Source organism: Bordetella bronchialis (assembly GCF_001676705.1).
GTDB classification, from domain to species: domain Bacteria; phylum Pseudomonadota; class Gammaproteobacteria; order Burkholderiales; family Burkholderiaceae_B; genus Bordetella_C; species Bordetella_C bronchialis.
In genome coordinates this window covers 2426433-2452750 of the sequence record NZ_CP016170.1, presented here as the reverse complement: position 1 = coordinate 2452750, position 26318 = coordinate 2426433, and the positions used below count along the sequence as shown (strand labels likewise).

The window sequence follows — 26318 nt, the reverse complement described above, 5'->3', positions numbered from 1 at the left end:
CGCTTGCGCCACGGAAAACCACGCTCGTCCGGCGCGGTGGATGCGCGCGCCATCACGACACGAGGGGCACGCCCGCCGTCGATCCTCCATCCACCGCGATGGTGGCGCCCGTCACGAACGATGCCGCTTCCGAGCACAGGAACGCCACGACCCGCACGACGTCGGCCTCGGTGCACAGGCGGCCCAGCGGCGTGGTCGCCGTCAGCCGGAAGCCCGCCGGCGCGGGGCCGGAGACGAATTTTTCCGTCATCGGGGTCTTGAGCATGCTGGGACAAATGCAGTTCACCCGTATGCGCCGATGCGCGGCTTCCAGCGCCAGCGTGCGCGCCAGGAACTGGAGCGCGACCTTGGATGCCGCGTAAGCGCCGTTGCCCGCCTTCGGACGCAGCCCCGCCGACGACGAGATGGCGACAATGGATCCGCCGCTTTCCGGGAAATAAGGCATCGCCGCCTGCGCGCAGCGCCAGAAGCCTTTGGCGTTCACATCGAATGTCAGGTCGTAGGCCTCGTCCGTCATGTCGGCCAGCGTGGCGGGAAGCAGCACGCCCGCCGTGAAAACCAGGGCGTCGATGCCACCGTGACGGCTCGCGCCTTGCTCGAAGGCACGGCGCAGGCCATCGCGGTCCCTGACATCGGCGGCCAGTGCCAGCAGGCGCCCCGCCGACGACGCAAGGGTATGCTCGGCCTGCGCGAGCTTCTCGGCGTTGGCGTCCACAATGGTGACCGCCGCGCCTTCCGCAAGAAAATGGCGCGCCGCCTCCAGCCCGATTCCCGACGCGCCACCCACGACCAGAACGTTATCCGGCTTCATCGCCTTGCCTCCATCGCCACTGGGTTTTTGCGCAGGTCGAAGCCACGGTAGCCGTCCGCGACCACCTCTTCGCATATCTTGATATAGGCGGGAAGGCCCGCGACATAAGGCATGAACACGCGCGGCTTGCCGGGGATATTCGCGCCGACATACCAGGAGTTCGTCGCCTTGGGGAACAGGGTGCCGTTGGCGACTTCGTTAACATGCCGCACCCACGCGTCCTCTGCTTGCGCGGTGGGCTCTATGGTGGCGATGCCGTTGTCGTCCAGATAGGTCAGGCAATCGCCGATCCATTCGATGTGCTGCTCGATGGCCGTGACCATATTCGCCTTGACCGATGGGCTGCCCGGGCCGGTCACCAGGAACATGTTCGGAAAGCCGTGCACCATGAGACCCAGATAAGTGGCCGGCCCTGCCCGCCACTTATGGCCCAGACGTTCGCCGCCGCGTCCGGCGATCTCGATCTCGTTCAGCGCGCCCGTCATCGCGTCGAATCCCGTCGCGAAGGCAATGATGTCCACTTCGTATTCGGCATCGGTGGTACGCAAACCCTTTTCCGTGATCTCCTGGATAGGGGTGCGGCGGACGTCGACCAGCTTGACGTTATCCCGGTTGAAGGTCTCGTAGTAATCGGTGTCCACGCACAGGCGCCGCGAGCCGATGGGGTGATCGCGCGGCGTAAGGATTTCCGCCGTTTCCGGGTCCTTGACGATGGCGCGGATCTTCTCGCGCACGAAGGACGCCAGGCTTTCGTTCGCCTCTTCGTTGCGCAGCAGGTCGGTGAACGCGCCCATCATGCGCGCGCTTCCTCCCTTCGCCCACAACTGTTCGTACAGGCGCAGGCGCTCTTCAGGGGATAGGTCGAGCGCGGATTGGGTGGGGATCGCGACGCGCGACATGCCGGATGCCTGCTTGCGCGCGGCTTTGCGTAGCGCGGGATAGTTGGCCTTCTGTTCCCGCTCTTCGTGTTCCGGCATGGGATAGTTGCGCGCGGGCACGCTGAAATTCGCGGTGCGCTGAAAGACCGTCACGAAGCTGGCCTGCGCCGCGATCTTGGGCAGCATCTGCACGCCCGTGGCACCCGTGCCGATCAGCGCCACGCGCTTGCCGCTGAAGTCCACGCCCTGTTCCGGCCACCGGGCCGAATGGTGCCATTCGCCTTGGAAACGCTCGATGCCCGGGATGTCCGGGACACGCGGCGCCGACAGATTGCCGCTGGCCATGATGCAGTAGCGGGCCTGCACCGTGGGGCCATGGTCGGTGCGGACTTCCCAGGTCTCCCGCGCTTCGTCCCAGCGCATGGAAGCGACCCGGGTTTCGAAGCGGATGTGCTGCCGCAGATCGAACCGGTCCGCCACGTGATTCAGATACGCCAGGATTTCCGGCTGCTCGGCGTACCGGTGCGACCAGCTCCATTCCTGCTGCAAGGCGTTCGAGAAAGAGTAGGAGTAATCCAGGCTTTCCACATCGCAGCGCGCGCCCGGATAGCGATTCCAGAACCAGGTACCGCCCACCCCGCTTGCCGCTTCGATGCAGCGCACCCGCAGCCCGAGCTCGCGCATCCGATAGATGGCGTAAAGCCCGCCGAAGCCCGCGCCGACGATCAGGACGTCGACGCGCTCCGGCTGGGGCTCGGGCTCGGCCTTGGCTTGCGCATGCCGTGGGAATGGATGGGGCTGGGACATGTCTCCTCCTCGGGTAACCATGAACGCCGGTCCAGGCTGACGCAGCGCGCATGACGCCGTGGATGCGCGCTCTGCAAGGGCCGGAAAGTGCGTCGGCATCCATCGTATGGCAATCGCGTACCGTATGCAATAGCATACCCATGTCTTCTATACAGAACGACGTTACGACGCGGGCGTGATGGCGTGACTCGGAGCCGCTCCACGACTATCGCGAAGCCCGCGATTGGACGACATTCTCGTCCGAAAGAATGACCCGCGTCGCCGGGATCGGCCTGTGGCGGCCCGTTCGTCTTCTATAGAGAACAATTATTTTCTTTGACGTTCAGTCGTTTTTTTGTATAGTCCGTCGAACAGGCCCGAGAAAGCCGCAGACACCAGACAAAGCCGGCACCGCGACCTGCCCCCAAGGAGGAAGACAAATGAAGCCGATCGTCCGTTTATCCATGAGCCTGTGGGCCGCCCTCGCATTGCTTTTGCCGGCCGCGCATGCCGCCGATTTCCCGACCCGCCCGGTCACGCTGATCGTCGGCTATGCCCCGGGCGGGGGCACCGACACCGTGGCACGGAGCCTGGCGGAAGTCCTGTCCCGCAAGTGGGGCCAGCAGGTCATCGTGAAGAATCGCCCGGGCGGCACGGGCGTGCTCGGCATCCGCGACCTGAAAAGCGCCGCCCCGGATGGCTACACCCTGGGCATCTGGACCGACTCCGATGTGGGCAACGCCGCGGTGCGCGACGATCTGGGCTACGACCTGGTGAAGGATTTCGACCATGTGGGCCAGATCGCGTCCGGCGGCACGGTGCTGGTCGTGAACCCGTCGGTGCCCATCAAGACCTTCGGCGATTTCATCTCCTACGCCAAGAAGAATCCGGGCAAACTGAACTTCGCGGTAGTCTCGGGCGGCGGCATGCACCTGGATAGCCTGCGTATCGAGGCCGCCGCGGGTGTGAAGACGGCGATCATCGGCTATCCCGGCACGGGCCCCGCCTTGACCGATCTGATCGCGGGCCACGTGGACATGCTGGTGCTGCCGCTGGGCGTGGCGCTTCCCTATATCAAGAGCGGCGCGGCCCGGGCGATCGCGGTGGGATCGACCACCCGCTGGGCCGGCCTGCCCGATGTCCCGACACTGTCGGAAGCGGTTCCCGGCCTGGAAAGCACCTTTTTCTACGGCATGGCGGGCCCCAAGGGAATGCCGGCCAACCTGACGGCCGCGCTGAATGCCGCCCTCATGGATGCCTTGCGCGATCCCAAGCTCGGGGAAAAATTCCTGTCCATGGGCTTCATTCCCACCGGCAATTCGCCCAGCGAGTTCAAGGCCGTCATCGCCAAAAAACTGGATGCCTCCCGCACGGCTGCCGAGCAGACGGGCCTGAAGCAGAGCCTGCAACAGGCGAAATAGCGCCCTGTCCGACGCAGTGTTGGCGGCATCGGCCCGAAGGTCATGCCGCCTCGCTCAATGCATGGAAAAGCTCGTTTTCCTGCGCGCAGTGCAAGCGGACGATCGCGTCCAGTCCATACAACAGGCGCTGGAATTCGCGCAGACGGTCCGCATCCGGCCCACCGGGCGGAATATCGGCGGCCATCTTGCCCAGCATGGCGGTTACACGGAATATCTCCCGGTGCGCGGTGCTCATCGTACCCAGCGGGTCTTCCCCGCCAAGCAGGCGCGTCAGCTGGGGATAGACCTCCGCATCGTCGCGCCTTTCGTGGGGAAGCAGTTCGCGAACCAGGGATGCATGCATATCCGCCAGCGCGCCGGCCACCGCCTGCTTCGGCAAGGTGGGTAATTCGTCGGCAAGGCGGCGGATGCGCCCCATCAACGCATCCAGTTCAGTGTGGCTCGCCCTCAGGCTTGCCGCCTCCGACGACGACAGGCGGCCTTGGATCGCTGTCTTGACGCGCAGCACGCGCAGGGCATTCAGGATGACGGCCACGTCGATCAGCTCCTGCAGCAGCGCGCCCCATACAGGCGGCAGATAGCCCCCGGCGGCCGCGATCATCGCCAGCACCGAGAGCGCCATGCCCGCCGCCACGCTTTGCACGGCGATACGCCGCGCGCGGCGCGCCACGCGGACGGCATCGACGATCCTGTCCAGGCGGTCCGCCAACAGCACGACATCGGCCGCCTCGGAGGACGCCGCAGCGCCCCTGGCCCCCATGGCGATGCCGACGTCCGCGGCGGCAAGCGCGGGTGCGTCGTTGATGCCATCGCCAACCATGACGACCGGGCCGTCCTTGCGCGCGGTCTCGATGGCCGCGAGCTTGTCCGACGGGGTCTGCTCCGCGCGCACGTCCGTCACTCCCAGCATCCCGCCCAATGTCTGCGCGACGTCGCGCCGGTCGCCCGTCAGCATGATCAGGCGCCGGATGCCCTCTTGACGCAGCATGCGCAAGGCGCGCGGCGTTTCCAAGCGGATCTCGTCGGCAAGCTGGAGCGCCCCGATCATTTCACCATCGGCGCGTACGAACACGGCGGCCGCCCCTTCGTAACCCACGCGCCGCAGGAAGTCCTTGCTCCACGCCGCCGGCGCCGCGGCCCGGGCCACATAGGCATACCCGCCCATCGATACGGAGCGGCCCGATACCGTGCCGGAGACGCCTTCGCCCGGATGCTCGACGATCGCCGACGGCTGCGACAAGACCAGGCCGCGTTCCCGCGCGGCGACGGTCACCGCCTCGGAGATGACATGCGCCGAGGCCTGCCCCAGGGAAGCAGCCAGCCGCAGGACGGTTTCGGCCTGCACGCCGGGCGCGGCCTCGATCGCCACCAGGCGCGCGCGACCGCTGGTCAATGTACCGGTCTTATCGAAGAACAAGGTGGCCGCCCTGGCGAGCCGCTCCAGCGCCCCGCCGCTTTTGACGAGCACACCGCGCCTGGCGCAGCGCGAGATGCCGGAGACGATGGCCACGGGAACGGCAAGGATCAGCGGACAGGGCGTCGCGACGACCAGCACCGCCAGCGCCCGCATCGAATCGTTCGTCCAGGCCCAACTGCCCGCCGCGATGGCCAGCGCCGCCACCACGAAGCCCGACGCATAGCGGTCGGCCAGCCGCGCTGCGGGGCTGCGCTCCTGCCGCGCGGTGCGCACCATGCGCACGATGCCGGCGAAGGTACTGTCGCCGGCGGTAGCGGCGGCCACCATTTCGAAGGGCGCGCCGGCATTCAGTACGCCGCTGCGCACCGCTGCGCCGGCCGCGCGCCGCTGGATCGCCGATTCCCCCGTCAAGGAAGATTCGTCCAGCTCGGCCTGGCCGCAAAGCGTGCCGTCCACGGGTACGACGTCGCCCGAACGGACCAGCAGGCGGTCGCCCATGCCGACGGCATCGAGCGCCACGCGGCGCCACTCTCCCGCCTCGTGGCGGGTAGCTTCCTGCGGCGCATGACGCAGCAAGGCCGTCATCTCGCGTTGCGCGCGATCCTCGGCGTATCGCTCCAGCGCGCGCCCCGTCGACAGCATCAGCGCGATCACGGCCGCGGCAAGCGATTGATCCAATCCCAGGGCGAGCGCGATGGCCAGCCATGCGAGCACGTCCACGCCGGTCTCATGGCGACGCAGCGCCTGCACGATAGAAACGGAAAGGAAGGCGAGAACCGGCGCCGCGCCCGCGACCCAGAACCCATGCGCGAAGGCGCGGCTGCCCGCGGCCCAAGAGATCAGGCCCGCGGCCAGTGTCGACGCCGAAAGGATCAGCAAGACGGCGTCGGTAGTTCGCAGCAAGCGCGGCATGGCGTGGAATTCCGCAAGAGGCCGGGCAAAGGGCGGCACGCGATGCGGTCACGAAGCGCCCCGGGCTCGCATGAGGACGCCTATCAATGTAGCCGGCAAGTCCAGTCCCCCTTTGATATGAATCACAAGCGTCGTGGCGGGCTTGACTGAGGTAATGCAATTGCATTACCATACTGTTCACCTCAGCGGAGCACCTTTCGCCCACAGGATCTGACCATGACGACTACCTTGGAAGTCGAATCCTCGCTTACCGACCGCTACCAGACCACGGTACCGGAGACGGTGCGGCGCGCCCTGGGCCTTAGAAAGCGCGACAAAATCCATTACAGCGTCCGCGCGAACGGCGAAGTGATTCTCTCGCGCGGGGAGCCGATGGATGAGCCGGACCCTGCCCTGGAAGCATTCCTGGCTTTCCTCGCGAGGGACATTGCGGCACATCCGGAACGTTTGACGCCCTTGACGGCGGACCTGTTGGCCAGGGTGCGCGAGGCGTCGGCGGGCGCCGCGGATATCGATCTCGATGCGGCCTTGTCGCCTGATGACGAATGACAGGTGAAGGGAAGGCGCCCGTCACGGCGCACGGTTGGACGATCTATCTGCATCCCCTATTCCGGGCACAACTGGAAGATCTTGCGAAACAGGTCGAAGCGCTCCAGCGCAAGGACCCGACAGGCTACCAGCGCCGGAATGCCACGAAACGCCTCGCGGCCATCGTGCGCCTGGCCTTCGATATCATCCCGCAGGATCCGACGCGGCCGGAATACCGCCCAGGAGAAACCTTGGGAGAGCAGCGCAAACATTGGTTCCGGGCCAAATTCTTCCAGCAGTACCGCCTGTTCTTCCGCTATCACGCCGCCAGCAGGATCATCGTCTTCGCATGGGTCAACGATGAAGAGACCAAGCGCGCTTATGAAAGCAACGATGACGCGTATCGGGTTTTCAGGAAAATGCTCGAAAGAGGCAAGCCGCCGGATGACTGGGGCGGACTGCTCGTAGCGGCGGCGAAGCAGGTCCGATAGCGGTCACCGATCCAGCCGTCGAACCAGTCAACCCCGCCTTGCCGCCTCGATGGCCGCGATATCGATCTTGCGCATGCCCATCATGGCGTCGAAGGCCCGCTTGGCGGCGGCGCGGTCGGGGTCGGTGACCGCCTCGATGAGCGCGCGCGGCGTGATCTGCCAGGACACGCCCCATTTGTCCTTGCACCAGCCGCAGGCGCTTTCCTGGCCACCGTTCCCCACGATGGCGTTCCACAGGCGGTCGGTCTCGGCCTGGTCCTCGGTGGAGACCTGGAAGGAGAAGGCCTCGTTATGCCTGAACGCCGGACCGCCGTTCAGCCCCAGGCAGGGAATGCCCATCACCGTGAATTCCACCGTCAGGATGTTGCCCTGCCTGCCGTCGGGATAGTCGCCCGGCGCGATGTGCGTCGCCAGGACGCGGCTGTCGGGAAATGTCGCGGCGTAGAAATTGGCGGCGTCCAGGGCGGTGCCGTCGTACCAGAGGCAAACGGTGTTCTTGCTGGGCATGTCGATTCTCCTCGGTCCGGTGGAATGCCGGCCAGGGGACAATCGTCACGGGCCGGCATCGTTGCCGATCATGCCGCAGATCCTTCGCGATGTCAGCCTAGGCAGGCGCCCGCGGGCTCGCCAGGCGTTCGATGACCAGATCGAGCAGCGCGCGCAGGCGCGACAAGCGGCGCAGGTCGCGGTGATATCCGACATAGGTGTCCCGCCCGGGCGGCGATTCGCCCACGTCCACGCGCGCCAGGTCCGGCATGCGGTCGCCCAGGAGGGTGGGAAGGACGGCCAGGCCGCTGCCCTGCCGGCACAGCTCCGCCTGCACGAGCCGGTTGTTGCTGCGCATCGCCACCACGGCCTTGGGCAGGACGCGCTGGAGCCAGCGCGCGTCCGGCATTTCGGCGAATGCGGTGTCCATGGTGATGACGCGCAGGCCTTCCCCGCCGCCCTTCGGCCTGGTCGCGGCATCCGTCCGCGCGTACAAGGCGTACGGGATGCGCACGAGCCGCCGGGAGACGACCTCTGGCTCCTGGAAGGGCTTGATCCGGAATGCGATGTCGGCCTCGCGACGCGGCAGGCTGTAGAGCCGCGCGTCGGTCAGCAGCTCGACGCAGACCTTGGGATGCCGTGCGCCGAACTCGGCCAGGATGGGCGCCAGGACGTATGTCCCGAACCACTCCGAAGACGATAGCCGCAGCATGCCTTCCAGTTGCGCGTCCGCGCCCGCCAGCCGCCGCTGGAAGGCGAGCGCTTCTTCTTCCATGCGCTCGGCATGCTCGAGCACGGCCTGGCCCTCGTCGGTCAGGACGAAGCCTTCGGCCGTGCGCTGGAACAGCGTGTGGCCGACCGCGCCTTCCAGGACGCGCAGCCGGCGGCCCATGGTCGGCTGGGACTGACCCAGGACGCGCGCGGCGCCGCCCAGCGTGCCGGCACGCGCGACGGCGAGAAAGATCCTGAGGTCACTCCATTCCATTGCGTCCTCGACAGTAGCGGCGCTTGCAGGCGCGGGGCTGCGAGGCGTCCGGGGGAATCGCGCGGCTCCTGGCCGGCACCCGGCGCGACGGCACGCCCTGCTTATACATAAATGAATGAGGGTGCTGCAACTTTATCTATTTCCATTCAAAAAAGGAACTACGACAATTTCCTCACCTTACAGGAGCGCATCATGAGCCAGACCATGAAAGCCGCGGTCCTCGCCACCTACGGGGCACCGCTACGCATTTCCGATATTCCCCTGCCGGCGCCAGGCCCGGGCGAAGTCCTCGTGCGTATCGCCGCGAGCGGCATCAACCCGCTGGACACGAAGATCCAGGCCGGCGCGGCCGAGCACGCGCGCCATCCCGCCCCGGCGGTCCTGGGGATGGATCTTGCCGGCACGGTGCAGGCCGTGGGCGCGGGCGTCACCGACTTCCGGCCGGGCGATGAGGTGCATGGTTTTGCCGGCGGCGTCGGCGGCCTGCAAGGCACCCTGGCCGAATACATTGCCGTCGACGCGGACCTGTTGGCGCGCAAACCGCGCAATCTGTCCATGCGCGAAGCGGCCGCGCTGCCGTCGGTGCTCATTACCGCGTGGAAAGGATTGGTCGACCGCATGGCGCTCGCCGCGGGCGACACCCTGCTGGTACAGGGGGGCGCGGGCGGCGTCGGGCACATCGCCGTCCAGATCGGCCGGGCCTTGGGCGCGACCGTCCACGCCACCGGATCGGCGCACAACCGCGCTTCCATCGAAGGGCTGGGCGCCACCTTCATCGACCGCGACGAGCCCGTCGCCGAGTACGTGCGGCGCCTGACCGGCGGGCGCGGTTTCGACCGCGTGTACGACACCGTCGGCGGTGTCGCGCTGGACGCGTCCTTCCAGGCGGTAAGGCGCTACGGGCATGTGGTCAGCTGCCTGGGCTGGGGCACGCACGCGCTGGCGCCGCTTTCATTCAAGGAGGCGAGCTACTCGGGCGTCTTCATCCTGCCGCCGCTGCTGTCCGGCCAGGATCGCCGGCATTATCGCGACATCCTGGACCAGGCGCGGCCCTTGATCGAATCGGGGCGCGTAATGCCCATCGTGGACGAACGGCGGTTCACGCTCGATACGCTGGAGGACGCCTACCGCATCGTCCGGGCAGGCCAGGCGCGCGGCAAACTGGTCGTGGATATCGACGCCCAGGTCCGTTGAGCGCACGACGCCGCGAAATCGCATCGGCGGCCCGGGAGCGCCGCGGAGGCCGCCGAATCCCGTTCGGATGGGGTAGCGCCTGCGCGCTAGGTCTCGCCGTCGATCGCCTTGCGCAGGTCGTCGACATGGACCATGAGTTCGCGTACCTGCCGCAGCATCGAGTATTGATGCAGGACGGGCCGCCACTCGGCCGATTCCAGCAATTGATGCCAGACCGGATCCAGGATCGAAGGATCCGGGGCTGGCTCCCCCCGCAGGGTGCTGGCGTACGCCAGGCAGGGCTGCGCCGATAGCAGCTGCATCCGGCTCGCCGCACCGAGCCAGCGCACGCGCGTCTCGGCGGGCGCGTCGCAGCAATACAGTACGGACCTTGCCAGGCCTGCGTCGTCCGTCGTCAGGGCACGCAATGGCGCCCCGCGCAGGCGGACCGTGCCCTGCCGGGTCTGGAAGGGATAGACCGTCCGCGCGTCGGCGTGGGCGAGCAGGCGCAGGCCGCGCACCAGCCGGGGTAGATCCGTGGTGGCCGCATCGACGGAGGCCTTGGCCTCCACGAGCAGGCAGACATCCCAGGGCTGGTCGACCGGCGGATGGGCGGACGCCTCGCCGGGGTCGTTCTCGCGCCTGAGCAGGACGACGTCCCACTCGCTCTTGGCGCGATCGTGGCTCGCGGGGATGGAGGCCGGCACGCGCATCGATGTGACCACGCGATAGGACGCCCGTCCGCCCTCTTCCCTGTCCAGGCGGCGCGCCAGGGCCTGTAGCGCCCGCGCGGCGGCTTCTTCGACGGCGGCACCGCGTTCCTGCGACGTGGCGCCGCGCGCAACGGCCGCGCGGGTTCCGGAGCGGGGGCCGTTGCGATCCCATAGCGACCGGTAGCGGCGGACCCGCGTATCCGCCGACAGGGATTCCAGGCGCACCAGCCGCGCCAGGGCGGGATCGTCGCGCAGGCGCCGGAGGCTATGCATGAGCAGCGTCTGCCCCTGCCCACTGATGCGCTGCGCCGACGGATGCGTGGACGGATGCGTGGACGGATGCGTGGACGGATGCGTGGACGGATGCGTGGACGGATCCGCGGACCGATGTGCCGGCGGATCCGCCAACCCGGCTGCCGAAGAAACCGCCAATCCAGGCGGCACGCGGGTGTCCTCCGCAGGGGTTTCCCGCGCGCGGGCGAGTATCTCGTGCAAGCGCCGCGCGGCGCTATCCAATTCGGTCCATGAGGCCGAGGCCGCCGCCGCGTGCAATCCTGCCAGGGCCTCGCGCCGCGGGCCGGGATCGAGCCGTTGCAGCCGGGCCGGATGCGCGATCGCATTGACGGCTGCCCGCACCTGGCGGCGGTCGGCCTGCGCGTGCGCGGACAAGGAGGCGTATTCGCGCACCGGGGCCGCGCCATGCCGCAGCACCATGGCCTGGAAGACCGGGTCGCCACCTTCCTCCCGCATGGCCTGGTGGATCAGTTCCGCCAGCGCCTGCAGGAAGGCGCAGCGCAGCGACGCATCGGGCGCCGCATTGCGCGCCAGCGCCGCGCGTGCCTCTTCGATGGTCACGGCCAGGACCGTGCCCGGGTCCGCCTCGGCCGGCACGGCGCCCATCGCGGGCAGGCGATAGCGGCGCGCCACGGCGCGCAGCGTGGCATCGAGCAAGGGCGAAGACGGCAATGGCGGCATGAGGTACGGCCCTTCCCTGGATTTCCAGCCCTTCCTTGACATAGCTCAAGCGAACGGCGCACGGGCCCCGATAGGATAGCCGGTCCCCCATCACAACTAGACGGGCGCGCCATGCCGTGCCCGCACCCACAGACGAGACTATGCGCCTGAATCTCCCGGTCACGGAAAACGCGTTCCCCTTCCCCAAAGGCCACACCCTGGTTTCCACCACCGACACCAAGGGACGTATCCTGTACTGCAATGCCATGTTCGCCGAGGTCAGCGGATACACCCGCGAGGAATTGCTCGGCCAGCCGCACAACATCATCCGCCATCCCGATATGCCGGAAGAGGCATTCCGCGATATGTGGGCGACCATCGCTTCCGGCCAGCCCTGGTCCGCGCCCGTGAAGAACCGTCGCAAGAACGGCGACTACTACTGGGTCATGGCCAATGCCACGCCGCTGCTGGAGGACGGCCAGCCCGTGGGCTATATGTCCGTGCGCACCGAGGCAAGGCCGGAACAGATCCAGGAAGCCGAGACGCTATACGCGGCAATGCGGGAAGAGGCGCATGCCGGCAGGCCGATTCACGCCCTGTCCGCAGGCCGGCCGGTGAAGCGGACGCTGGCCGGGCGGCTGGCCGAGGCGTCGCGCCCGGGCATCGTGGGCAGCGTAATGGCGCTGCTGGTGGCGATGCTGCTGGCTTTCATGGCGATAGACCGGTATCTTCCGGCCGACACGGCGATATCCGCTTGCGCCGCATGGCTGCTGCGCCTGGCCCTGGTCGGCGGCGCGTGGCGCTTCCTCAAGGCCATCCTGAAGGCCCCGCTGGACGACGTGCTGGCGGCGGCCCATCGCCTGGCGGCGGGCGACCTGGCGGAATTGCCGAGCCGGGCCCGCCACGATGAAATCGGCCGCCTGCGGCAGGCGCTGGCCCAGCTGCGCGTCAACATCGGCTCCATCGTCCGCGATGCCCGCGACCAAAGCCAGGATATCGCGGCGGGCGCGGCCCAGCTGGCCCAGGGCAATCTGCACCTGTCCGAGCGCACCGAAGCGCAAGCCCGGAATGTGCGGCAGACGGCGGGATCGATGGACGACATCACGGCCACGGTCAGCCTGGCGGCCAGTTCGGCGCGGGAAGTCAGCCGGCTCGCGGCGCGCACCCAGGACATCGCACAGCAAGGCGCCCACGCCGTCCGGCAAGCCGGCGCCACCATGCAATCCATCTCGGAATCGTCCCTGCGCATCAGCGAGATCACGCGCATCATCGACAGCATCGCCTTCCAGACCAACATCCTGGCGCTGAACGCGGCGGTGGAGGCCGCGCGTGCCGGCGAACAGGGACGCGGCTTCGCCGTGGTCGCCGCGGAGGTCCACGCCCTGGCGCAGCGCAGCGGCCATGCCGCGAAGGAGATCCGGCATCTGATCGAGGACACGGTAGCGAAGGTCCACGAGGGGAACGAAAGGACCACGGCGGCGGGCGACACCATGGGCGCGGTGCTGGACGGCGTGCGGCAGGTGAACGGCCTGGTCGAGGGCATCAGTGCCGCGGCCGAACAACAGCTTGCCGGCATCGCGCAAGCCGGTGCCGTCATCGCGCAGCTGGACGACATCACCCAGCAGAATGCCGCCCTGGTGGAAGAAGTGGCCGCCGCCGCCATGTCCCTGGAGGGCCTGGCGCGCACCACCCACGAAACGATGCGCGTGTTCCGCTTGGGGGGCATGCCTTCCCGGCGGCCCGGCGCCGGGAAGGCGGCACAGCGGCGCACCGGACAAGGCCCGTTGGCATTGTCGCAGGCCTGAGCGAGGCGGGCCGCGCCATCCCCTACAGGTTGTCCGCCAGCCAGTCCGCCACGATATTGGCGCCTACCTGGCGGTTGTCCTCCTGGCAGTGCTCGCTGCCGCCTTCGTGGGCGGTCAGGATGCGCAGCGTCTTGTTCTTCGCGCCCACCGCCTCGATCAGGCGCTGGGCGAACTCCACCGGCACGATGGTGTCGTTCTCGCCGTGCAGGCAGAAGAACGGGCACACCAGGTCCCGCGCAACGTCCTTCAGCCGGTAGTTCTCCAGCTTTTTCATGCAGGCGTCCATATCGGGCATGCCCAGCACCCAGGGCAGCTGGAAGTTGGGCGCGGAGATCTTCGTGCCGCCCGATTCCATGATGCGGCGCCGGCGCACCCAGGCCTCGTGGTAGTCGAAATGCCCGCCCCAGGCCACGCAGGCGGCGAAGCGATGGTCTTTGGCGGCGGCGCGCGGCGCGTAGTAGCCCCCCATGGAAAAGCCCATCACCGCCACGCGCGCCGGATCGACCTCCGGCCGGGCGGCAACCCAGTCGTAGGCCGCGCCGGCGGGCACTTCATAGTCGTAGCGGCTGGGGATGCCCTGCAGCCGCAGCGCTTCGCCCTGCCCCGGGCCGTCGATGGCCAGCACGTGAATCCCGCGCTTGGCGATTTCGATGCCGCCGAACAGCACGCTCATTTCCTTGGCGTTATCCAGGCCGTCGAACATGACCACGGTGGGCGCCGGACCCTGCACATCCGCGCGCAGCCACCACGCCGGCAATGTCGTGCCTTCATAGGGCACGTCGGCGCGCGAAATGGAGGGAAAGCGGCGTTCCAATCCCTTGGCGAAGCAGCGCAGGCAATCGCGGTAGGTCTGCCATTTACGCTCGGACGGCGCGATGAAGCGTTCGCCGCAGAAGTAGTAGACGGCCGCGCGAAGATAATAGGCGCCGGATGTCAGCCTGTGGCCCCGCGTTTCCTCGGCGTCGCCGAAGCCCTCGATGCGGCGCGCCATGTCCACCCATTCCCGCCACCAGCGCTCGTTGTCGCCTTCGTGGCCTTTCAGCTTCTGGCCGATCTGGTCGATCTCGCTGATCGACGCCGCGCCCCAGCCGGCCATTTCGATGCCGAACATCATGCCCTGCGACCACATGTGGTGGCCGGGAAAATACTCGAACCAGTGACTCATTGATTTCTCCATCGGCGGCGACGCGCGCCTGGAATGTGATCGTCAAGGCAATGCCGGGCAACGCGGGCCCCCACGGGCGCGCCCTATCCCGGGAAGAAAGACAGCCGCGCCTGGTCGATGCCGAAGACATCCGCCAGCCAGTCCAGCATCAGTTCCTGCCCCAGCGTGGGATTGTCGTGCTGGCAATGCTCGGCGCCGGTTTCCTCCGCACCGGTCAGCTTCAGCGTGGCCCGCACGCCGTGCGCGAGCGCGTAGTCGTGCACCTTCCTGACCGTCTCCACGCCCAGCACGTCATGGCCGCCGTGGATGATCAGGTAGGGGCACTTCATGTTCTCCAGCACGCCTTCCAGGGTAAAGGGCCGGGCGATTTCGGTGGCCTCGGCCATGCTGCGCGCGCCGAACACCCACTTGATGTGGCCGGCCAGGCCGTGGTTGTCGTCGCGGGCCTTCCAGCGTTCGTGGATGTCCCAGATCGCGCCATGGGAGATGCAGGCGGCCAGGCGGGCGTCCATGGCGGCGGCGCGCGCCGAGTAATAGCCGCCCAGGCTGGAACCGCTTACCGCGATGCGGCTGGCGTCCACATCGCCACGCGCGGCAAGCCAGTCGATGCAGCGCCCGATGGGCACTTCGTAGTCATGGCGCGTGACCAGCCCGTGCCGGCGCAAGGCGCCGCCCTGGCCCGGGCCGTCCACCATCAGCACCGACATCCCCCGCTGCACGGCGCCGCGGCCCGTCATGAACCACAGCTCATCCTTGTACGAGTCCAGCCCGCCCACGGAAATCAGCACGGGCTGGCGCGGTCCGCCGTTGGCCGACCGCACGAAATACGCGGGCAGCGTCTTGCCGTTTTCGTAGGGGATCTCGACGATTTCCGCGGGGGGATCCATGCGGGTGAAGGCCTTGGCGGAGGCGCGCTCGGCCTGGGTAAAGGCATCCAGCCTGCGCGGATCGTCCGGCTGGAGCCAGAACTCGGCCTCGCGGTAGTAGTTGGCCGCGCGCAGCCAGCAATTCATGGCGGTGCGGATATGGCCGTCTTGCAAGGCGGCGTCGCCGCGGCGCGCGTTGCGGTCGGCGATATGGCGCCATGCCGCGTACCAGGTTTCGAAATCGCCGGGGACGATGTGCGTGGCGGCCTGGAAGACCTCGCTAACGGCGCCGCCGCCCTCCTGGGTCTCGCCCAATCCACGCCGGAACTGATAGGACATCCAGAAGTCATCGGGCCAATGGTGCCAGCCGAACGGCTCGTATTTCGGCGAAGGACGATCCTGTGCGCTCATGCTGCGTTTCTCCTCGGTGATGCGGTGGCGGTCCAGCCCGGTGCGCGCCACGAGCCTGGGCGGTGCCCGGGCTGCCCTGGCCGGAGCCCGGCCGGGCCCGGCAGCTGCGGACGATTCACTTTTTCTTGTCCAGGCCCAGGTTGCGGATGATGCCGCCCCATTTGGCGTAGTCCGTCCGCCAGACCTCCGCGAACTGCGCCGGGGTGCCGGTGGCGGGATCCAGGCCCAGGCGCCGCGCCTGTACCTGGACCTTTTCATCGGCCACCGCCTTGTTCAGGGCCTGGTTGACCTTGTCCACCACATCGGCGGGCGTGCCCGCCGGCGCGAACAGGCCGAACCACCCCAGGGCCTCGTAGCCCGGCACGCTTTCTCCAAAGGTCGGTATCGCCGGCGCATTGGGCGCGCGGTCGCGGCCCGTCACGCCCAGGGCGATCAGGCGGCCGTCCTGCACATAGGGATACAGGCCGGAATACCCGAACACCGTCAATTCCACGCGGCCCGACATCAGGTCGGACATGATCTGCGTGCTGCCCTTGTACGGGATATTGGTGAACTGGAAACCCGCCTTTTCCTTCAGCAGCTCCATGGAAAGGTGCGGGAATCCGCCCTCGCCGTTCGTGCCGACGCGTATGCGGCCCGGATTCGCCTTGGAATAGGCGATCAGCTCCGGCAGCGTCCTGGCCGGAAAGTCCGGCCTGGCGACCAGCATCATGTAGTTCGTGTACGCCAGGGCCACGGGCTGCAGCGCCTTGCGCACGTCGATAGGCCAATCGTTCGTCAGGGGCGCCACCACGACGGCGCCCATCTGCCCCATGACCAGGGTATAGCCGTCCGGCTCGGCGCGCGCGGCGGCCTGCAGGCCGATCAGCCCGGACGCGCCCGGATGGTTCTCCACGACGATGGACTGCCCCAGTTCGCGCGACATGTCATTGCCGAGCAGGCGCGCGATGACGTCGGCCAGGTCCCCGGGCGGATACGGAACGATGATGCGGATGGGATGGTCGGGATAGCCGGCCGCGCGGGCCATGGCGGCGGAAGCGGCGAACGCCAGGCACAGGAACACCCTGGCGGCGCGATAGAAGATCTTGTCCATGCGACGAGCCTCTTTGCAAGGCGGTCCGCGCGCCACGCGTCCGCTCTTTCCCCTTGAACCCGGCATGCGGCAACGTGTACCCCAGCCCGGCATCGCCACCGCGCCGGCGCATGCGTGAACCGTGCGCGATGTCAGGGGATATTGGAACCGGGCAAGCACCGCGTCAACATTTCGGGCGGTTTTTCCCATTTAGTAAAACCGCGTGGCGCGAGCGTGGCGCGAGCAGCGGCGCGACCCCGCATTGCCGTGCTTCGCCGCGCCGACGCGCTCACCGGCGTGGTGCACGTTGCGGCACCAAGACCGCGCCTTCGGGCCGGGACCGCACCGTCATCGCGCGCCGCGTCGCGCCGCGACGTTTGCTGCGCCGCGAAGACGGAAAAAACTGTTTGTGCCGATGGTGGCGCGTGATATTTTGGAAAAAAGCCCGTGCCTGAAACGCATCGTGCGCGCGCCTCGCGCCGCGACATGCCGGCGTCGCGGCTTCCCAGTATCTGGAAGATTTGTGTGACGTCCCTGATGACCGCCACGCGCGGCTCCGATGAACCATGCAAAACCGAGCATCGCCGGCCAGTACCGTGGGCCGCGCCATCGACCTGCTAAGGCTGGTGGCCAGCAGCCCGTCGCAGCACTTGCGCCTGATCGACCTGGCGCGGCGCGCCGACATGGAAAAATCCACCGCGCACCGGCTGCTGCAACGCCTGGTCAGCGAACGCATGCTGGTGCGCATACCGGGACAGCGCGGCTACCGCCTGGGCCCCCTGATCTACGAACTGGGCCTGTGCGCCCTGCCGGAAAACAATCTGCGGGAAACCTGCCATCCCCATCTGCGCCGCCTGGCCGAGCAGACGGGCGACATGGCCTTCCTGGTGGCGCGCAGCGGCTACGAGACCGTCTGCCTGGACCGCATCGCCGGCAATTTCCCTATCCAGACGCTGACCTCCGGCGTGGGCGACCGTCATCCCCTGGGGGTCGGCGTGGGTGGCCTGGCCATCCTGGCCGCCATGAGCGACGAGGAAATCGATATCGCGCTGCAAGCCATCGAGCACAAGCTGACGCGGTATCCGAATTTCAGCGCGGCGTCGCTGCGCGCGTCCATCCGGCGCACGCGCGACAGCGGTTATGCGCTGGACGACGGCGTGGCCGCGGCGGGCGTCAGCGCCATCGGCATGGACATCAAGCAGCCCGGCGGGATGCCGGCCGCCGCGGTGTTCATCACCACCATCTCTCCGCGCATGGACGCCTCGCGCCGGGCCATGCTGAGCCGCCATCTGTCGGCCTGCGTCAAGCGCGTGCAGGCCGACATGGCGTACGGCGCGTCGGCCGGTTTCAGCCGCTATTGCGCAGCCCCGCCGCAATCCCGTTGATGGAGATGTGGATACCCGTCTTGACGACGGCATCGCCGCGTCCTTCGCGGTAGCGCTGCATGAGTTCGACCTGCACGTGATGCAGCGGATCCAGGTAGGGAAAGCGGTGGCTGATGGAACGGGCCAGCACCGGATTGCCGGCCAGCCGCTGCGCGGCGCCGGTAATGCGCGACAAGGCCTGCGCGGTGCGGTGCCATTCGGCTTCGATCGCCGGGAACACCCGGTCGCGCAGGGCCGCGTCGTCCACCAGCTCGGCGTAGCGCGCCGCCAGCGCCAGGTCGGATTTGGCCAGCACCATGTCCAGGTTCGACAGCAGCGTGCGGAAGAAAGGCCATTGCCGGTACATATCGCGCAGCAGCTCCCAGGCGCCGTCCGCGCCGCCCGCGTAGGCCTGCACCGCCGAGCCGAATCCATACCACCCGGGCAAGGTCAGGCGGCATTGGCCCCAGCTGAAACCCCAGGGAATGGCGCGCAGGTCCTCGATGCGCTGCCCGCCGCTGCGCGAGGCCGGGCGCGAGCCGATGTTGAGCTCGGCGATTTCGCGGATGGGAGTGGAACCGAAGAAGTACTCGCGGAAACCCGGCGTTTCGTAGACCAGCGCGCGATACGCCCGCATGCTGGCCGCGGATAGCGCGGCGGCCGCATCCAGGAAGGCGTCCGGCGCCTGCTGCTGGGTGCGCAGCAAGGTCGACTCCAGCGTGGCCGCCACCAGCGTTTCCAGGTTGCGGCGGCCGATATCCGGGTTGGTGTACTTGGAGGCGATCACCTCGCCCTGTTCGGTCAGGCGCAGTTGGCCGCGTACCGTGCCGGGCGGCTGGGCCAGGATGGCCTGGTAGGCCGGTCCGCCGCCGCGCCCCACCGTACCGCCGCGGCCGTGGAACATGCGCAGCTTGATGGGCGCGCGCGCGGCCAACTCGTCGAACAAGGCCGCCAGCGCGATTTCGGCGCGATACAGCTCCCAGTTGCTGGTGAAGATGCCGCCGTCCTTGTTGCTGTCCGAATAGCCCAGCATGATGTCCTGCTCGGCGCCGCTGCGGCACACCAGCTCGAACACGCCCGGCAGGGCATAGAAGCCGCGCATGATGTCGGTGGCGTTGCGCAGGTCCTCGATGGTCTCGAACAGCGGCACCACGATGAGCTCCGCCCGCGCGTCCTCGCGCAGCAACCCGCGCAGCAGTCCGGCCTCTTTCTGCAGCAGCAGGACTTCGAGCAGGTCGCTGACCGTCTCGGTGTGGCTGATGATGTAGTGCCGTATGGCCTGGCCGCCATAGCGCTGGCGCATCTGCCGCGCGGTTTCGAAGATGGCCAGTTCGCCGCGCGCCAGCTCGGAATACTCGACGCCCGGGACGCGCAGGGACCGGGGATCGTCCAGCTGGGCGAGCAGCAGCGCGATGCGCGCCTGCTCGTCCAGGCCGCCGTAGTCGGCGTGGACGCGCGCCGCGGCCAGCAGTTCGGCCACCACGGCCTCGTGCTTGTCGGAGCTCTGGCGCAGGTCCACCGTGGCCAGGTGGAAGCCGAATACGCCGGCGGCGCGCATCAGCGGGCGCAGCCGCTGCGCCCCGAGCGCCTCGGCGTGATGGCTGGCGAGCGAGCGCTCCACGATCGCCAGGTCTTCCAGGAAGTCCTCGGCGCGCGCGTACGGCGGCTGCGGCGCGACGGGATGCGGCGCGGCCTCCGCGCCGGACAGCGCCTGCAGCGTGGACGCCAGCCGCGCGTACACGCCCGACAGCGCCCTGCGATAGGGTTCGTCGCGCCGATGCGCGCTGTGGTCCGGCGAGCGGTCGGCCAGGGCCTTCAGCCCGGGCGATACATCGACCAGATAGTCGGACATGGACAGCTCGCCACCCAGCTGGTGCACTTCCGCCAGATAGTGGCGCAGGGCGATTTCCGACTGGCGCTTCAGCGCATGGGCCAGGGTGTCGGCGGACACATTGGGATTGCCGTCGCGGTCGCCGCCTATCCACTGCCCCATGCGCAGGAAGCCGGCCACGGGCAGGCCCGGCAGTTCGCGCTCCAGGCTGGCATACAGGCGCGGGATTTCGCGCAGGAAGGTGGTCTGGTAGTAGCTGAGCGCGTTCTCGATTTCGTCGGCCACGGTCAGGCGCGACATGCGCAGCAGCCGCGTTGTCCAGAGCTGGATGATGCGGCCGCGCAGCTGGGCGCTGTTCGCGTCCAGTTCTCGGGCCTGCACCGCATCGCCCGTCCCGCCCGTGCCGCGGGCCCGGATATCGTCGCGCTCGGCCAGCAACTGGGCGATGGCGCGCTGCGCGTCCAGGATGCTTTTGCGCTGGACCTCCGTGGGGTGCGCGGTCAGGACCGGCGATACGTGGGCATCCCGCAGGGTGTCGGCGATGCGTTCGGCCGCGATGCCGGCGCCGCGCAGGCGCGCCATCATGGCTTCGATGCTGCCTTCCTGCACGTCGCCCGCACGCTCGCGGGCCAGGCGTCGCCGGATGTAATGCCGGTCCTCCGCCAGGTTGGCCAGCAGGCTGAAGTAGGTAAAGGCGCGCACCACGCAGACCAGCATCAGGCCGGACTGCGACTGCAGCAGGCTTTTGAGCGCCTGGTCGGCGCGGGTGTCGTCGTCGCGGCGGAACGCCACGGCCAGCTGGCGCACCTGTTCGACCAGCCCATAGGCCTGGTCGCCCTCCTGTTCGCGGATGACGTCTCCCAGCAGCCTGCCCAACAGGCGGATGTCCTCGATCAGCGGTTGTCCGGCGGGGGTATCGACGGCGTCGGCACGCTCGTCGGCAAGGTCTTCCAAGCCAGGCTCCGTCATGCCGCGAGCTCCGAGATTTCAATCAGGTTCAGGTCGGGATCGCGCACGTAGACCGAACGGATGCGGGACGTGGCGCCGGTGCGCATGACCGGACCTTGTTCGATGGGCACCCGGTATTCGCGCAGCCGCGCGATGACCGCGTCCAGCGGCACGCCGGCGATGAAGCAAAGGTCCAGCGCCCCGGGCACCGGCAGGTGCGCCTTGGGCTCGAACTCGCGCCCCTTGATGTGCAGATTGATTTTCTGCCCGCCGAAGACGAAGGCCTTGCGGCCCTCGCCGAAGGTTTCCAGGCGCATGCCCAGGATGTCGACGTAGAAGCGCGCGCAGGCGGCTTCATCGGCGGTGGTCAGAACGAGATGATCCAGGTGATCGATCACTGCGGTCTCCAGTCGTTGGCCATGCCGTCCCGTGGATGGCCGGGCGGCTGTCGCCGCGGACCGCCACCGGGATCGCAGACCCCGGGCGCGGGCGACAGCACGACTGTAGGAGATTCCGCGCGGCTTGGGAATTCACATTCCGGAAGGCCGCCGTCGCGAACCGTTACGGCGGCTTATTGCGCGGGCGCCTGCCCCGGCCTGACAGGGCTGGCCGCGTCCTCGCCCACCACGGTATGCCAGGGCTTCACGGTCCAGCGCGTGACCAGGCCATGGACCACGTAGGGGTCCTGCCTGGCGAAGGCTTCCGCTACCGCGGGGGAGTCGCCCTGGAAGACAAGCAGCGCGCCATCGATGGGTTCGCCGACCGCGCCCGCCAGCACCAGGTCGCCGCGCTTGGAGGCCTGCCACGCCTGCTCCAGGTGCGCGTCGCGGAACCGCGGGCGGCGCGCGACGTAATCCGGCACGAACTCGTAGGAAAGAACGTAGTGCATGATGGCGTCTCCAATGGTGGCGGGGAATCGGGGCATGGCCGGCCCCGCGTCGGCAGGCCGAAAAAAAACCGCCGGACATGCCGGCGGGATCTTGCGGAAGAACCCGGCCGCGCACGGGGCGCGGCCTGTCGGTCCCGGACGGAAAAGCGCCGGCGGCAAGCGCCAGCTTACTTGCCGCCCTTCAGGATGTCATGCCACTTCTGGGTCTGTTCGGCGATGAACTTGCCGAACTCCTCGGGCTTCTGGCCGCCCGGTTCGGCGCCTATGGTCTCCAGGGCCTTGGCCATCTGCGGATCCTTGAAGGCATCCAGCGTGGCCTGGTACAGCTTGGCCTGGATGTCCTTGGGCACCTTGGCGGGAACCACCAGGCCGTACCAGGTCGAGAAGGTGTAGCCAGGCAGGCCGGCCTGGTCGATCGCCGGGATGCCAGGGAAATAGGCACTGGGCTTTTCGCTGCTGACGCCCAGGGCGCGCACCGTGCCGGCGCGGATCTGCGAGATCGCCGAGCCGCTGGTCTCGATGGCCATCTGGATCTGGCCCGAAATCAGGTCGGCCATCATGGGCGCGCCGCCCTTGTAGGGCACGTGCGCGATATCGATGCCGGCCATCTTCTTGAACAGCTCGCCGGCCAGGTGCTCCGTGCTGCCGATGCCGGCGGAACCGAAGTTCAGCTTGCCCGGATTTTTCTTGGCGTAGTCGATCAGTTCGGGAACGGTCTTGACCGGCAGCTTATCGTTGACGATCAGGAGGTTGGGCGACGATGCCACGATGGTGATCGGCGCGAAATCCTTCTCGAAGTTGTACGTCAGCTTGTCGTAGGTCGACGGCGCGATGGTATGCGCGATGGTCGACAGGAAGATGGTGTAGCCGTCGGGCGCGGAGCGCGCCACGTAGGCGGCGCCGATGGTGCCGCCCGCGCCGGCGCGGTTGTCCACGATCACGGGCTTGCCCAGCTTCTTGGCGATCGCTTCCGCCAGGGGACGGCCGACCATGTCGGTGGTGCCGCCGGGCGGGAAGGGAATAACCAGGGTGATCGGGCGCTCGGGCCAATCGGCGGCGTGGGCCGCCAGCGTGCTTGCACAAAGAACCGTGCCGGCCAGCAATTTCCCCAGCAGGGATTTGCCGAATCTCATGTATGTACTCCTGTGTCGCAGGTTATGGGCTCATAACAGGCGGCCCATGGGCGGCTTGCTGCCGCGCTTTTGATGGACCGCTGCTCCCGCGAGCGCTAGGGACGGGATTGTATACCCGCGTGTACAGATGAGCGGCGCGGCCGCGCCGGGTACTCTGCCGCGACGCGGCCAACGCGGCCGGCATCGCGGCCGGCATCGCGGTCGGCCGCCGGGCCAGGCCCCCGGCTAGGCGCCGACGGGCGCGCCGTCCTTGCGGCGGATCGCCACCGTGGACGAACGCGGCGTGCGGCCCGCTTGCGGCCAGCCCTGCGTCGGATGCTGGATGTTGACGAAGAAGGTCGTCAGGTCCGGCGTGTACGCGATGCCGGTCAGTTCGCAGCCCACCGGTCCGACCAGGAAGCGCCGCGATTCCCCGGTGGCGTGATCGATGCAATACATGCCGTTGTTGCCGAAGACGGCCGGCGTGGCGACCGCGCCCAGGTTCATATCGGTCTGTACCCACAGGCGCCCGGCCGCGTCCTGCCGCAGGCCGTCCGGGCTGCTGAACGCATCGCCCTTGATATTGCCCGCGAGATTCGGCTTGCCCTGCGCGGACGCCTGCCCCGGATCGCCGGCCAGCAGGAAGATCTCCCAGGTGAACCCGGTCGCCAGCGGCGAATCGCCGGCTTCCTTCCAGCGGATGATGTGCCCATGGTGGTTCTCCGGACGCGGATTGGCGTCGTCCACGGGCGCCTTGCCACCCCGCCCGCTGTAGTTGGTCAAGGTCACGTACAGGTCCTTGCGCGGCCCCACCGTGATCCATTCCGGGCGGTCCATGACCGTGCCGCCGGCCGACACGGCGGCGCGCTGGCATTCCACCAGCACGTCGGCCTGCGAGGCATAGCCGTCGGCTGCAGTCAGTCCCGCATTGCCGTGCTTCAGCGGAATCCATTTGCCCTGCCCCGAGGCATTGAATTGCGCGACGTACAGGGTGCCCTCGTCCAGCAGGCCGAGATTGGCGGCCCGGTCGGCGGCGTCATAGGCACGGTCGGGCACGAACTTGTAGATACAGCCCGGCGTGCTGTCGTCGCCCATGTAGAACGCCACGCGGCGCGCGTCGTCGGCGAGCCAGGCGACGTTCTCGTGGTTGAAGCGTCCCATGGCGGTGCGCTTGACGCCCTGCTCCAGGATCCTGCCCTGCGGATCCAGCTCCACCACCCAACCGTAGCCCTGCCGGGCCTGGGTGGAATCGAAGTAGTTGTGGGTGACCTCTTCGCAGGTCAGGTAGGTGCCCCAGGGCGTGGCGCCGCTGGAGCAGTTGTTCAGCGTCCCGGTGACCGTGGCGCCCACTTTTTCGCGCGCCGGGCCGCCCACCGCATAGCGGGTGTTGCCAGTGTAGCGGCGGTTATAGGGTGAGTCGGGCTTGACCCGCCAGGCCTTGCCGGAGAATTCGATCTCGATAATGGACACGCCCACCGCGGACAAGGCGACGCGCTTCTGCTCCGGCGTGGCTTTTTTCTCGTCGAAGGTATTGCCGGCGAAAGTCTCTTCGGCAAAGAACACCCGCATGTCGACCTGCTCGTGGTTGATCGCCAGCAGCCCGCCCTTTTGCGGATCCACGCCGGGCAAGGCGAAGTAATGCATGCCGTCATGGTCGCCGCCGGCGCGCTTGCCGGCGGTTTGCCAGGACGGGAACTCGCCTTCGCGCCAAGCGGTGGAACCGGGCTCCACGGCGTCGCCGGTGGAGAACAGGACGTGGGCCTCGTAGCCGTCGGGCACCGCGATCGCGTCGGCGGTGGAGCGCGGCACCGGCTGGAAGCGGATGCTGTAGTCCTTGGCGGGATCCAGGCCGGCGGCCGCCATGCCGGCCATGCCCTTGCCGGCGCCGGCCTGCCCGTCCACGCCGGTCGCCTGCCCCGGCCCGGCCGCCAGCGCCGGCACCCCGAACACCGAAAGCGCGGCCGCGCCCAGGCCGGATTTCAGCCAGACACGCCGCGCGGGATTGATGGCCAGGATCTCGTCCAGGCGCTGTCCTGGCCGCACGGCGACGCCCGGGGCCGGCCCGGCGTCCTGGGCAAGGGAACGATCTTTTGCTTCGTCGGTGAAGCGCGACATGCGGTGTCTCCTGGCGGGTTGGGCGTCTGCGATCGCCATAGTGTGCCGCCGGAGTTTGACAGCTTTTTGTCAGTTTCCCGCCACGCCGGCCGTGTCCTGTCCGGCATCCCAGGGATGGGCCCGGACCTGCGCGCGCAGGCACGCCAGGAATTGCGAGGTGCGCGCGGAGCGCACCTCGCGCGAAGGCAGCAGCGCGATGACGTCGGCATCCGGCAGCCGCCACGCGGGCAGCAGCGCCACCAGGCGCCCCGCGCGCAGGTCGCCGGCCACGTCCCATTCCGAGCGGACCATGATGCCCATTCCCGCCACCGCCCAGTCGTGCACGACCGACCCTTCCGTGCTGGCCAGTACGGGATCGATGCGGACGCTGGCCGTTTCGCCCTGGGCACCGGTAAAGCGCCAGAGCGTGACGTCCTCGTCGTTTTCCCGCAGGGCGATGCATTCGTGGTCGCGCAGGTCCTGCGGCCGGGACGGCGCGCCGCGCCGCCGCAGATAGGCGGGCGCGGCGCACAGGATGCGGCGGTTGGACGCGATGCGCTGCATCACCAGCGCCGAATCGCGCAGCTCGCCGATATGCACCATCACATCCCAGCTGTCCTCGGCGTGGCGGCCGGGGCGGTCCGACAGCGTCAGCGTGGCGGTGACCTCGGGATGATCGCGCCGTACGCGCGCCACGGCGGGCGCGACATAGCGATGGCCGAAGCCCAGCGGCGCCAGGACGCGCAGATGGCCGGCGACGACCCCGCGGCGGCTGCCCAGCGCATCCGCCAGCAGCCCGATTTCGTCGCAGATGCGGCGGCCGCGCGCGGCCAGCAAATGCCCTTCATCGGTAAGGCCGACGCGCCTTCCCGTGCGCTCGACCAGCCGTATGCCCAGGCGCTTTTCCAATGCGGCCAGCCGCTGCGTGACGGCCGGCGGCGTCACATCGAGCGTGCGCGCCGCATCGGCCAGCGACCGGGCCGCCGCCACGGTCAGGAAAAAGCGCAGATCCTCGCTGGAAAGCACCCCTTGCTCCCTTAAGCCGCGGCTTAAGCCGGAATTCAATGCCGCTTAACCCTGGACTTTAGCCTTCTGTCCATACTGCCGGCACCCGTGCTTTACCTCATTGCCGCCGCGGGCGGCCGTCCGGCCTTTCGGGCGCGCGCCCCAGGCGGCTCGGCGCCGGGCGCCGGCGGCACAGGCGCG

21 protein-coding genes are annotated in these 26318 nt (G+C 68.2%); 6 read left to right on the top strand and 15 right to left on the bottom strand.

Annotated elements, in window-relative coordinates; all coding sequences use genetic code 11:
* Positions 1 to 52: 52 nt before the first annotated feature.
* Together BAU06_RS10880 and BAU06_RS10875 are read right to left on the bottom strand one after the other, a co-directional pair.
* The gene (locus tag BAU06_RS10880; RefSeq protein ID WP_066348581.1) at positions 53 to 811 is read right to left on the bottom strand and encodes an SDR family NAD(P)-dependent oxidoreductase; all 759 of its coding nucleotides are present in this window, start codon (positions 809 to 811) and stop codon (positions 53 to 55) included.
* Positions 808 to 2496, bottom strand: a complete 1689-nt coding sequence (locus BAU06_RS10875) for a flavin-containing monooxygenase (protein ID WP_082993631.1) — start codon at positions 2494 to 2496, stop codon at positions 808 to 810. Before BAU06_RS10875 ends, BAU06_RS10880 begins: the two co-directional genes overlap by 4 nt.
* Positions 2497 to 2915: 419 nt before the next feature.
* On the opposite strand from BAU06_RS10875, the gene BAU06_RS10870 reads away from it, so the two are divergent.
* The gene (locus BAU06_RS10870) at positions 2916 to 3896 is read left to right on the top strand and encodes a Bug family tripartite tricarboxylate transporter substrate binding protein (protein ID WP_066348579.1); all 981 of its coding nucleotides are present in this window, start codon (positions 2916 to 2918) and stop codon (positions 3894 to 3896) included.
* 40 nt (positions 3897 to 3936) lie between these two features.
* Here the strand turns inward: BAU06_RS10870 and BAU06_RS10865 are convergent, their stop codons facing one another.
* Positions 3937 to 6225, bottom strand: coding sequence for a heavy metal translocating P-type ATPase (locus BAU06_RS10865; RefSeq protein WP_066348571.1), 2289 nt, complete (start codon positions 6223 to 6225; stop codon positions 3937 to 3939).
* A 216-nt stretch (positions 6226 to 6441) separates the two neighbouring features.
* On the opposite strand from BAU06_RS10865, the gene BAU06_RS10860 reads away from it, so the two are divergent.
* Together BAU06_RS10860 and BAU06_RS10855 are read left to right on the top strand one after the other, a co-directional pair.
* Entirely contained in the window at positions 6442 to 6774 is a 333-nt protein-coding gene (locus tag BAU06_RS10860) for a type II toxin-antitoxin system PrlF family antitoxin (protein ID WP_066348569.1), read from the top strand.
* Positions 6771 to 7244 (top strand): type II toxin-antitoxin system YhaV family toxin, encoded by a 474-nt coding sequence (locus BAU06_RS10855; protein ID WP_066348565.1) that lies wholly within the window; start codon positions 6771 to 6773, stop codon positions 7242 to 7244. Before BAU06_RS10860 ends, BAU06_RS10855 begins: the two co-directional genes overlap by 4 nt.
* A gap of 27 nt (positions 7245 to 7271) precedes the next feature.
* Here BAU06_RS10855 and BAU06_RS10850 read toward each other — a convergent pair whose 3' ends face one another.
* The gene (locus BAU06_RS10850) at positions 7272 to 7751 is read right to left on the bottom strand and encodes a VOC family protein (RefSeq protein WP_066348557.1); all 480 of its coding nucleotides are present in this window, start codon (positions 7749 to 7751) and stop codon (positions 7272 to 7274) included.
* A 97-nt stretch (positions 7752 to 7848) separates the two neighbouring features.
* Positions 7849 to 8715, bottom strand: coding sequence for a LysR family transcriptional regulator (locus BAU06_RS10845; RefSeq protein WP_066348550.1), 867 nt, complete (start codon positions 8713 to 8715; stop codon positions 7849 to 7851).
* Positions 8716 to 8907: 192 nt separating this feature from the next.
* Between BAU06_RS10845 and BAU06_RS10840 the strand changes: the two genes are divergently transcribed.
* The gene (locus tag BAU06_RS10840; RefSeq protein WP_197509489.1) at positions 8908 to 9909 is read left to right on the top strand and encodes a zinc-dependent alcohol dehydrogenase family protein; all 1002 of its coding nucleotides are present in this window, start codon (positions 8908 to 8910) and stop codon (positions 9907 to 9909) included.
* A gap of 86 nt (positions 9910 to 9995) precedes the next feature.
* Here the strand turns inward: BAU06_RS10840 and BAU06_RS26600 are convergent, their stop codons facing one another.
* Positions 9996 to 11576, bottom strand: a complete 1581-nt coding sequence (locus tag BAU06_RS26600) for a hypothetical protein (protein ID WP_066348546.1) — start codon at positions 11574 to 11576, stop codon at positions 9996 to 9998.
* Between the two features lie 140 nt (positions 11577 to 11716).
* On the opposite strand from BAU06_RS26600, the gene BAU06_RS10830 reads away from it, so the two are divergent.
* Positions 11717 to 13360 carry a methyl-accepting chemotaxis protein gene (locus BAU06_RS10830; RefSeq protein ID WP_066348543.1) on the top strand — a complete coding sequence of 548 codons (1644 nt, stop codon included), beginning with the start codon at positions 11717 to 11719 and terminating at the stop codon, positions 13358 to 13360.
* Positions 13361 to 13382: 22 nt separating this feature from the next.
* Here the strand turns inward: BAU06_RS10830 and BAU06_RS10825 are convergent, their stop codons facing one another.
* The 3 genes from BAU06_RS10825 to BAU06_RS10815 form a co-directional block, all read right to left on the bottom strand.
* Complete coding sequence (locus BAU06_RS10825; RefSeq protein ID WP_066348539.1) at positions 13383 to 14525, bottom strand: alpha/beta hydrolase family protein; 1143 nt, start codon at positions 14523 to 14525, stop codon at positions 13383 to 13385.
* A gap of 83 nt (positions 14526 to 14608) precedes the next feature.
* Complete coding sequence (locus BAU06_RS10820) at positions 14609 to 15802, bottom strand: alpha/beta hydrolase family protein (RefSeq protein WP_156770208.1); 1194 nt, start codon at positions 15800 to 15802, stop codon at positions 14609 to 14611.
* Between the two features lie 115 nt (positions 15803 to 15917).
* A complete protein-coding gene (locus tag BAU06_RS10815; RefSeq protein ID WP_066348535.1) occupies positions 15918 to 16895 on the bottom strand; it encodes a Bug family tripartite tricarboxylate transporter substrate binding protein in 978 nt (325 codons plus the stop codon).
* Positions 16896 to 17440: 545 nt separating this feature from the next.
* Between BAU06_RS10815 and BAU06_RS10810 the strand changes: the two genes are divergently transcribed.
* Positions 17441 to 18259: an IclR family transcriptional regulator gene (locus tag BAU06_RS10810; protein ID WP_066348532.1), complete on the top strand. Its 819-nt coding sequence runs from the start codon at positions 17441 to 17443 to the stop codon at positions 18257 to 18259.
* Here the strand turns inward: BAU06_RS10810 and ppc are convergent.
* The 6 genes from ppc to BAU06_RS10780 all read right to left on the bottom strand — a co-directional run bounded on the left by ppc (position 18222) and on the right by BAU06_RS10780 (position 26138).
* Positions 18222 to 21038: a phosphoenolpyruvate carboxylase gene (ppc, locus tag BAU06_RS10805; protein WP_082993626.1), complete on the bottom strand. Its 2817-nt coding sequence runs from the start codon at positions 21036 to 21038 to the stop codon at positions 18222 to 18224. The genes BAU06_RS10810 and ppc overlap by 38 nt on opposite strands.
* Positions 21035 to 21415 carry a VOC family protein gene (locus BAU06_RS10800; RefSeq protein WP_066348529.1) on the bottom strand — a complete coding sequence of 127 codons (381 nt, stop codon included), beginning with the start codon at positions 21413 to 21415 and terminating at the stop codon, positions 21035 to 21037. Before BAU06_RS10800 ends, ppc begins: the two co-directional genes overlap by 4 nt.
* Before the next feature lie 173 nt (positions 21416 to 21588).
* Positions 21589 to 21906 (bottom strand): YciI-like protein, encoded by a 318-nt coding sequence (locus BAU06_RS10795; protein ID WP_066348527.1) that lies wholly within the window; start codon positions 21904 to 21906, stop codon positions 21589 to 21591.
* A 167-nt stretch (positions 21907 to 22073) separates the two neighbouring features.
* Positions 22074 to 23039, bottom strand: coding sequence for a Bug family tripartite tricarboxylate transporter substrate binding protein (locus BAU06_RS10790; protein WP_082993625.1), 966 nt, complete (start codon positions 23037 to 23039; stop codon positions 22074 to 22076).
* Between the two features lie 225 nt (positions 23040 to 23264).
* Entirely contained in the window at positions 23265 to 25133 is a 1869-nt protein-coding gene (locus BAU06_RS10785) for a PhoX family protein (protein WP_066348523.1), read from the bottom strand.
* A gap of 69 nt (positions 25134 to 25202) precedes the next feature.
* Positions 25203 to 26138 (bottom strand): LysR family transcriptional regulator, encoded by a 936-nt coding sequence (locus tag BAU06_RS10780; protein WP_066348521.1) that lies wholly within the window; start codon positions 26136 to 26138, stop codon positions 25203 to 25205.
* Positions 26139 to 26318 lie beyond the last annotated feature (180 nt).

Coding starts and splice junctions, on each gene's coding strand:
- BAU06_RS10785 (WP_066348523.1), bottom strand. CDS start 25,133: ATGTCGCGCTTCACCGACGAAGCAAAAGATCGTTCCCTTGCCCAGGAC.
- BAU06_RS10850 (WP_066348557.1), bottom strand. CDS start 7,751: ATGCCCAGCAAGAACACCGTTTGCCTCTGGTACGACGGCACCGCCCTG.
- BAU06_RS10810 (WP_066348532.1), top strand. CDS start 17,441: ATGCAAAACCGAGCATCGCCGGCCAGTACCGTGGGCCGCGCCATCGAC.
- BAU06_RS10825 (WP_066348539.1), bottom strand. CDS start 14,525: ATGAGTCACTGGTTCGAGTATTTTCCCGGCCACCACATGTGGTCGCAG.
- BAU06_RS10815 (WP_066348535.1), bottom strand. CDS start 16,895: ATGGACAAGATCTTCTATCGCGCCGCCAGGGTGTTCCTGTGCCTGGCG.
- BAU06_RS10855 (WP_066348565.1), top strand. CDS start 6,771: ATGACAGGTGAAGGGAAGGCGCCCGTCACGGCGCACGGTTGGACGATC.
- BAU06_RS26600 (WP_066348546.1), bottom strand. CDS start 11,576: ATGCCGCCATTGCCGTCTTCGCCCTTGCTCGATGCCACGCTGCGCGCC.
- BAU06_RS10795 (WP_066348527.1), bottom strand. CDS start 21,906: ATGCACTACGTTCTTTCCTACGAGTTCGTGCCGGATTACGTCGCGCGC.
- ppc (WP_082993626.1), bottom strand. CDS start 21,038: ATGACGGAGCCTGGCTTGGAAGACCTTGCCGACGAGCGTGCCGACGCC.
- BAU06_RS10860 (WP_066348569.1), top strand. CDS start 6,442: ATGACGACTACCTTGGAAGTCGAATCCTCGCTTACCGACCGCTACCAG.
- BAU06_RS10820 (WP_156770208.1), bottom strand. CDS start 15,802: ATGAGCGCACAGGATCGTCCTTCGCCGAAATACGAGCCGTTCGGCTGG.
- BAU06_RS10845 (WP_066348550.1), bottom strand. CDS start 8,715: ATGGAATGGAGTGACCTCAGGATCTTTCTCGCCGTCGCGCGTGCCGGC.
- BAU06_RS10790 (WP_082993625.1), bottom strand. CDS start 23,039: ATGAGATTCGGCAAATCCCTGCTGGGGAAATTGCTGGCCGGCACGGTT.
- BAU06_RS10840 (WP_197509489.1), top strand. CDS start 8,908: ATGAGCCAGACCATGAAAGCCGCGGTCCTCGCCACCTACGGGGCACCG.
- BAU06_RS10875 (WP_082993631.1), bottom strand. CDS start 2,496: ATGTCCCAGCCCCATCCATTCCCACGGCATGCGCAAGCCAAGGCCGAG.
- BAU06_RS10830 (WP_066348543.1), top strand. CDS start 11,717: ATGCGCCTGAATCTCCCGGTCACGGAAAACGCGTTCCCCTTCCCCAAA.
- BAU06_RS10880 (WP_066348581.1), bottom strand. CDS start 811: ATGAAGCCGGATAACGTTCTGGTCGTGGGTGGCGCGTCGGGAATCGGG.
- BAU06_RS10865 (WP_066348571.1), bottom strand. CDS start 6,225: ATGCCGCGCTTGCTGCGAACTACCGACGCCGTCTTGCTGATCCTTTCG.
- BAU06_RS10870 (WP_066348579.1), top strand. CDS start 2,916: ATGAAGCCGATCGTCCGTTTATCCATGAGCCTGTGGGCCGCCCTCGCA.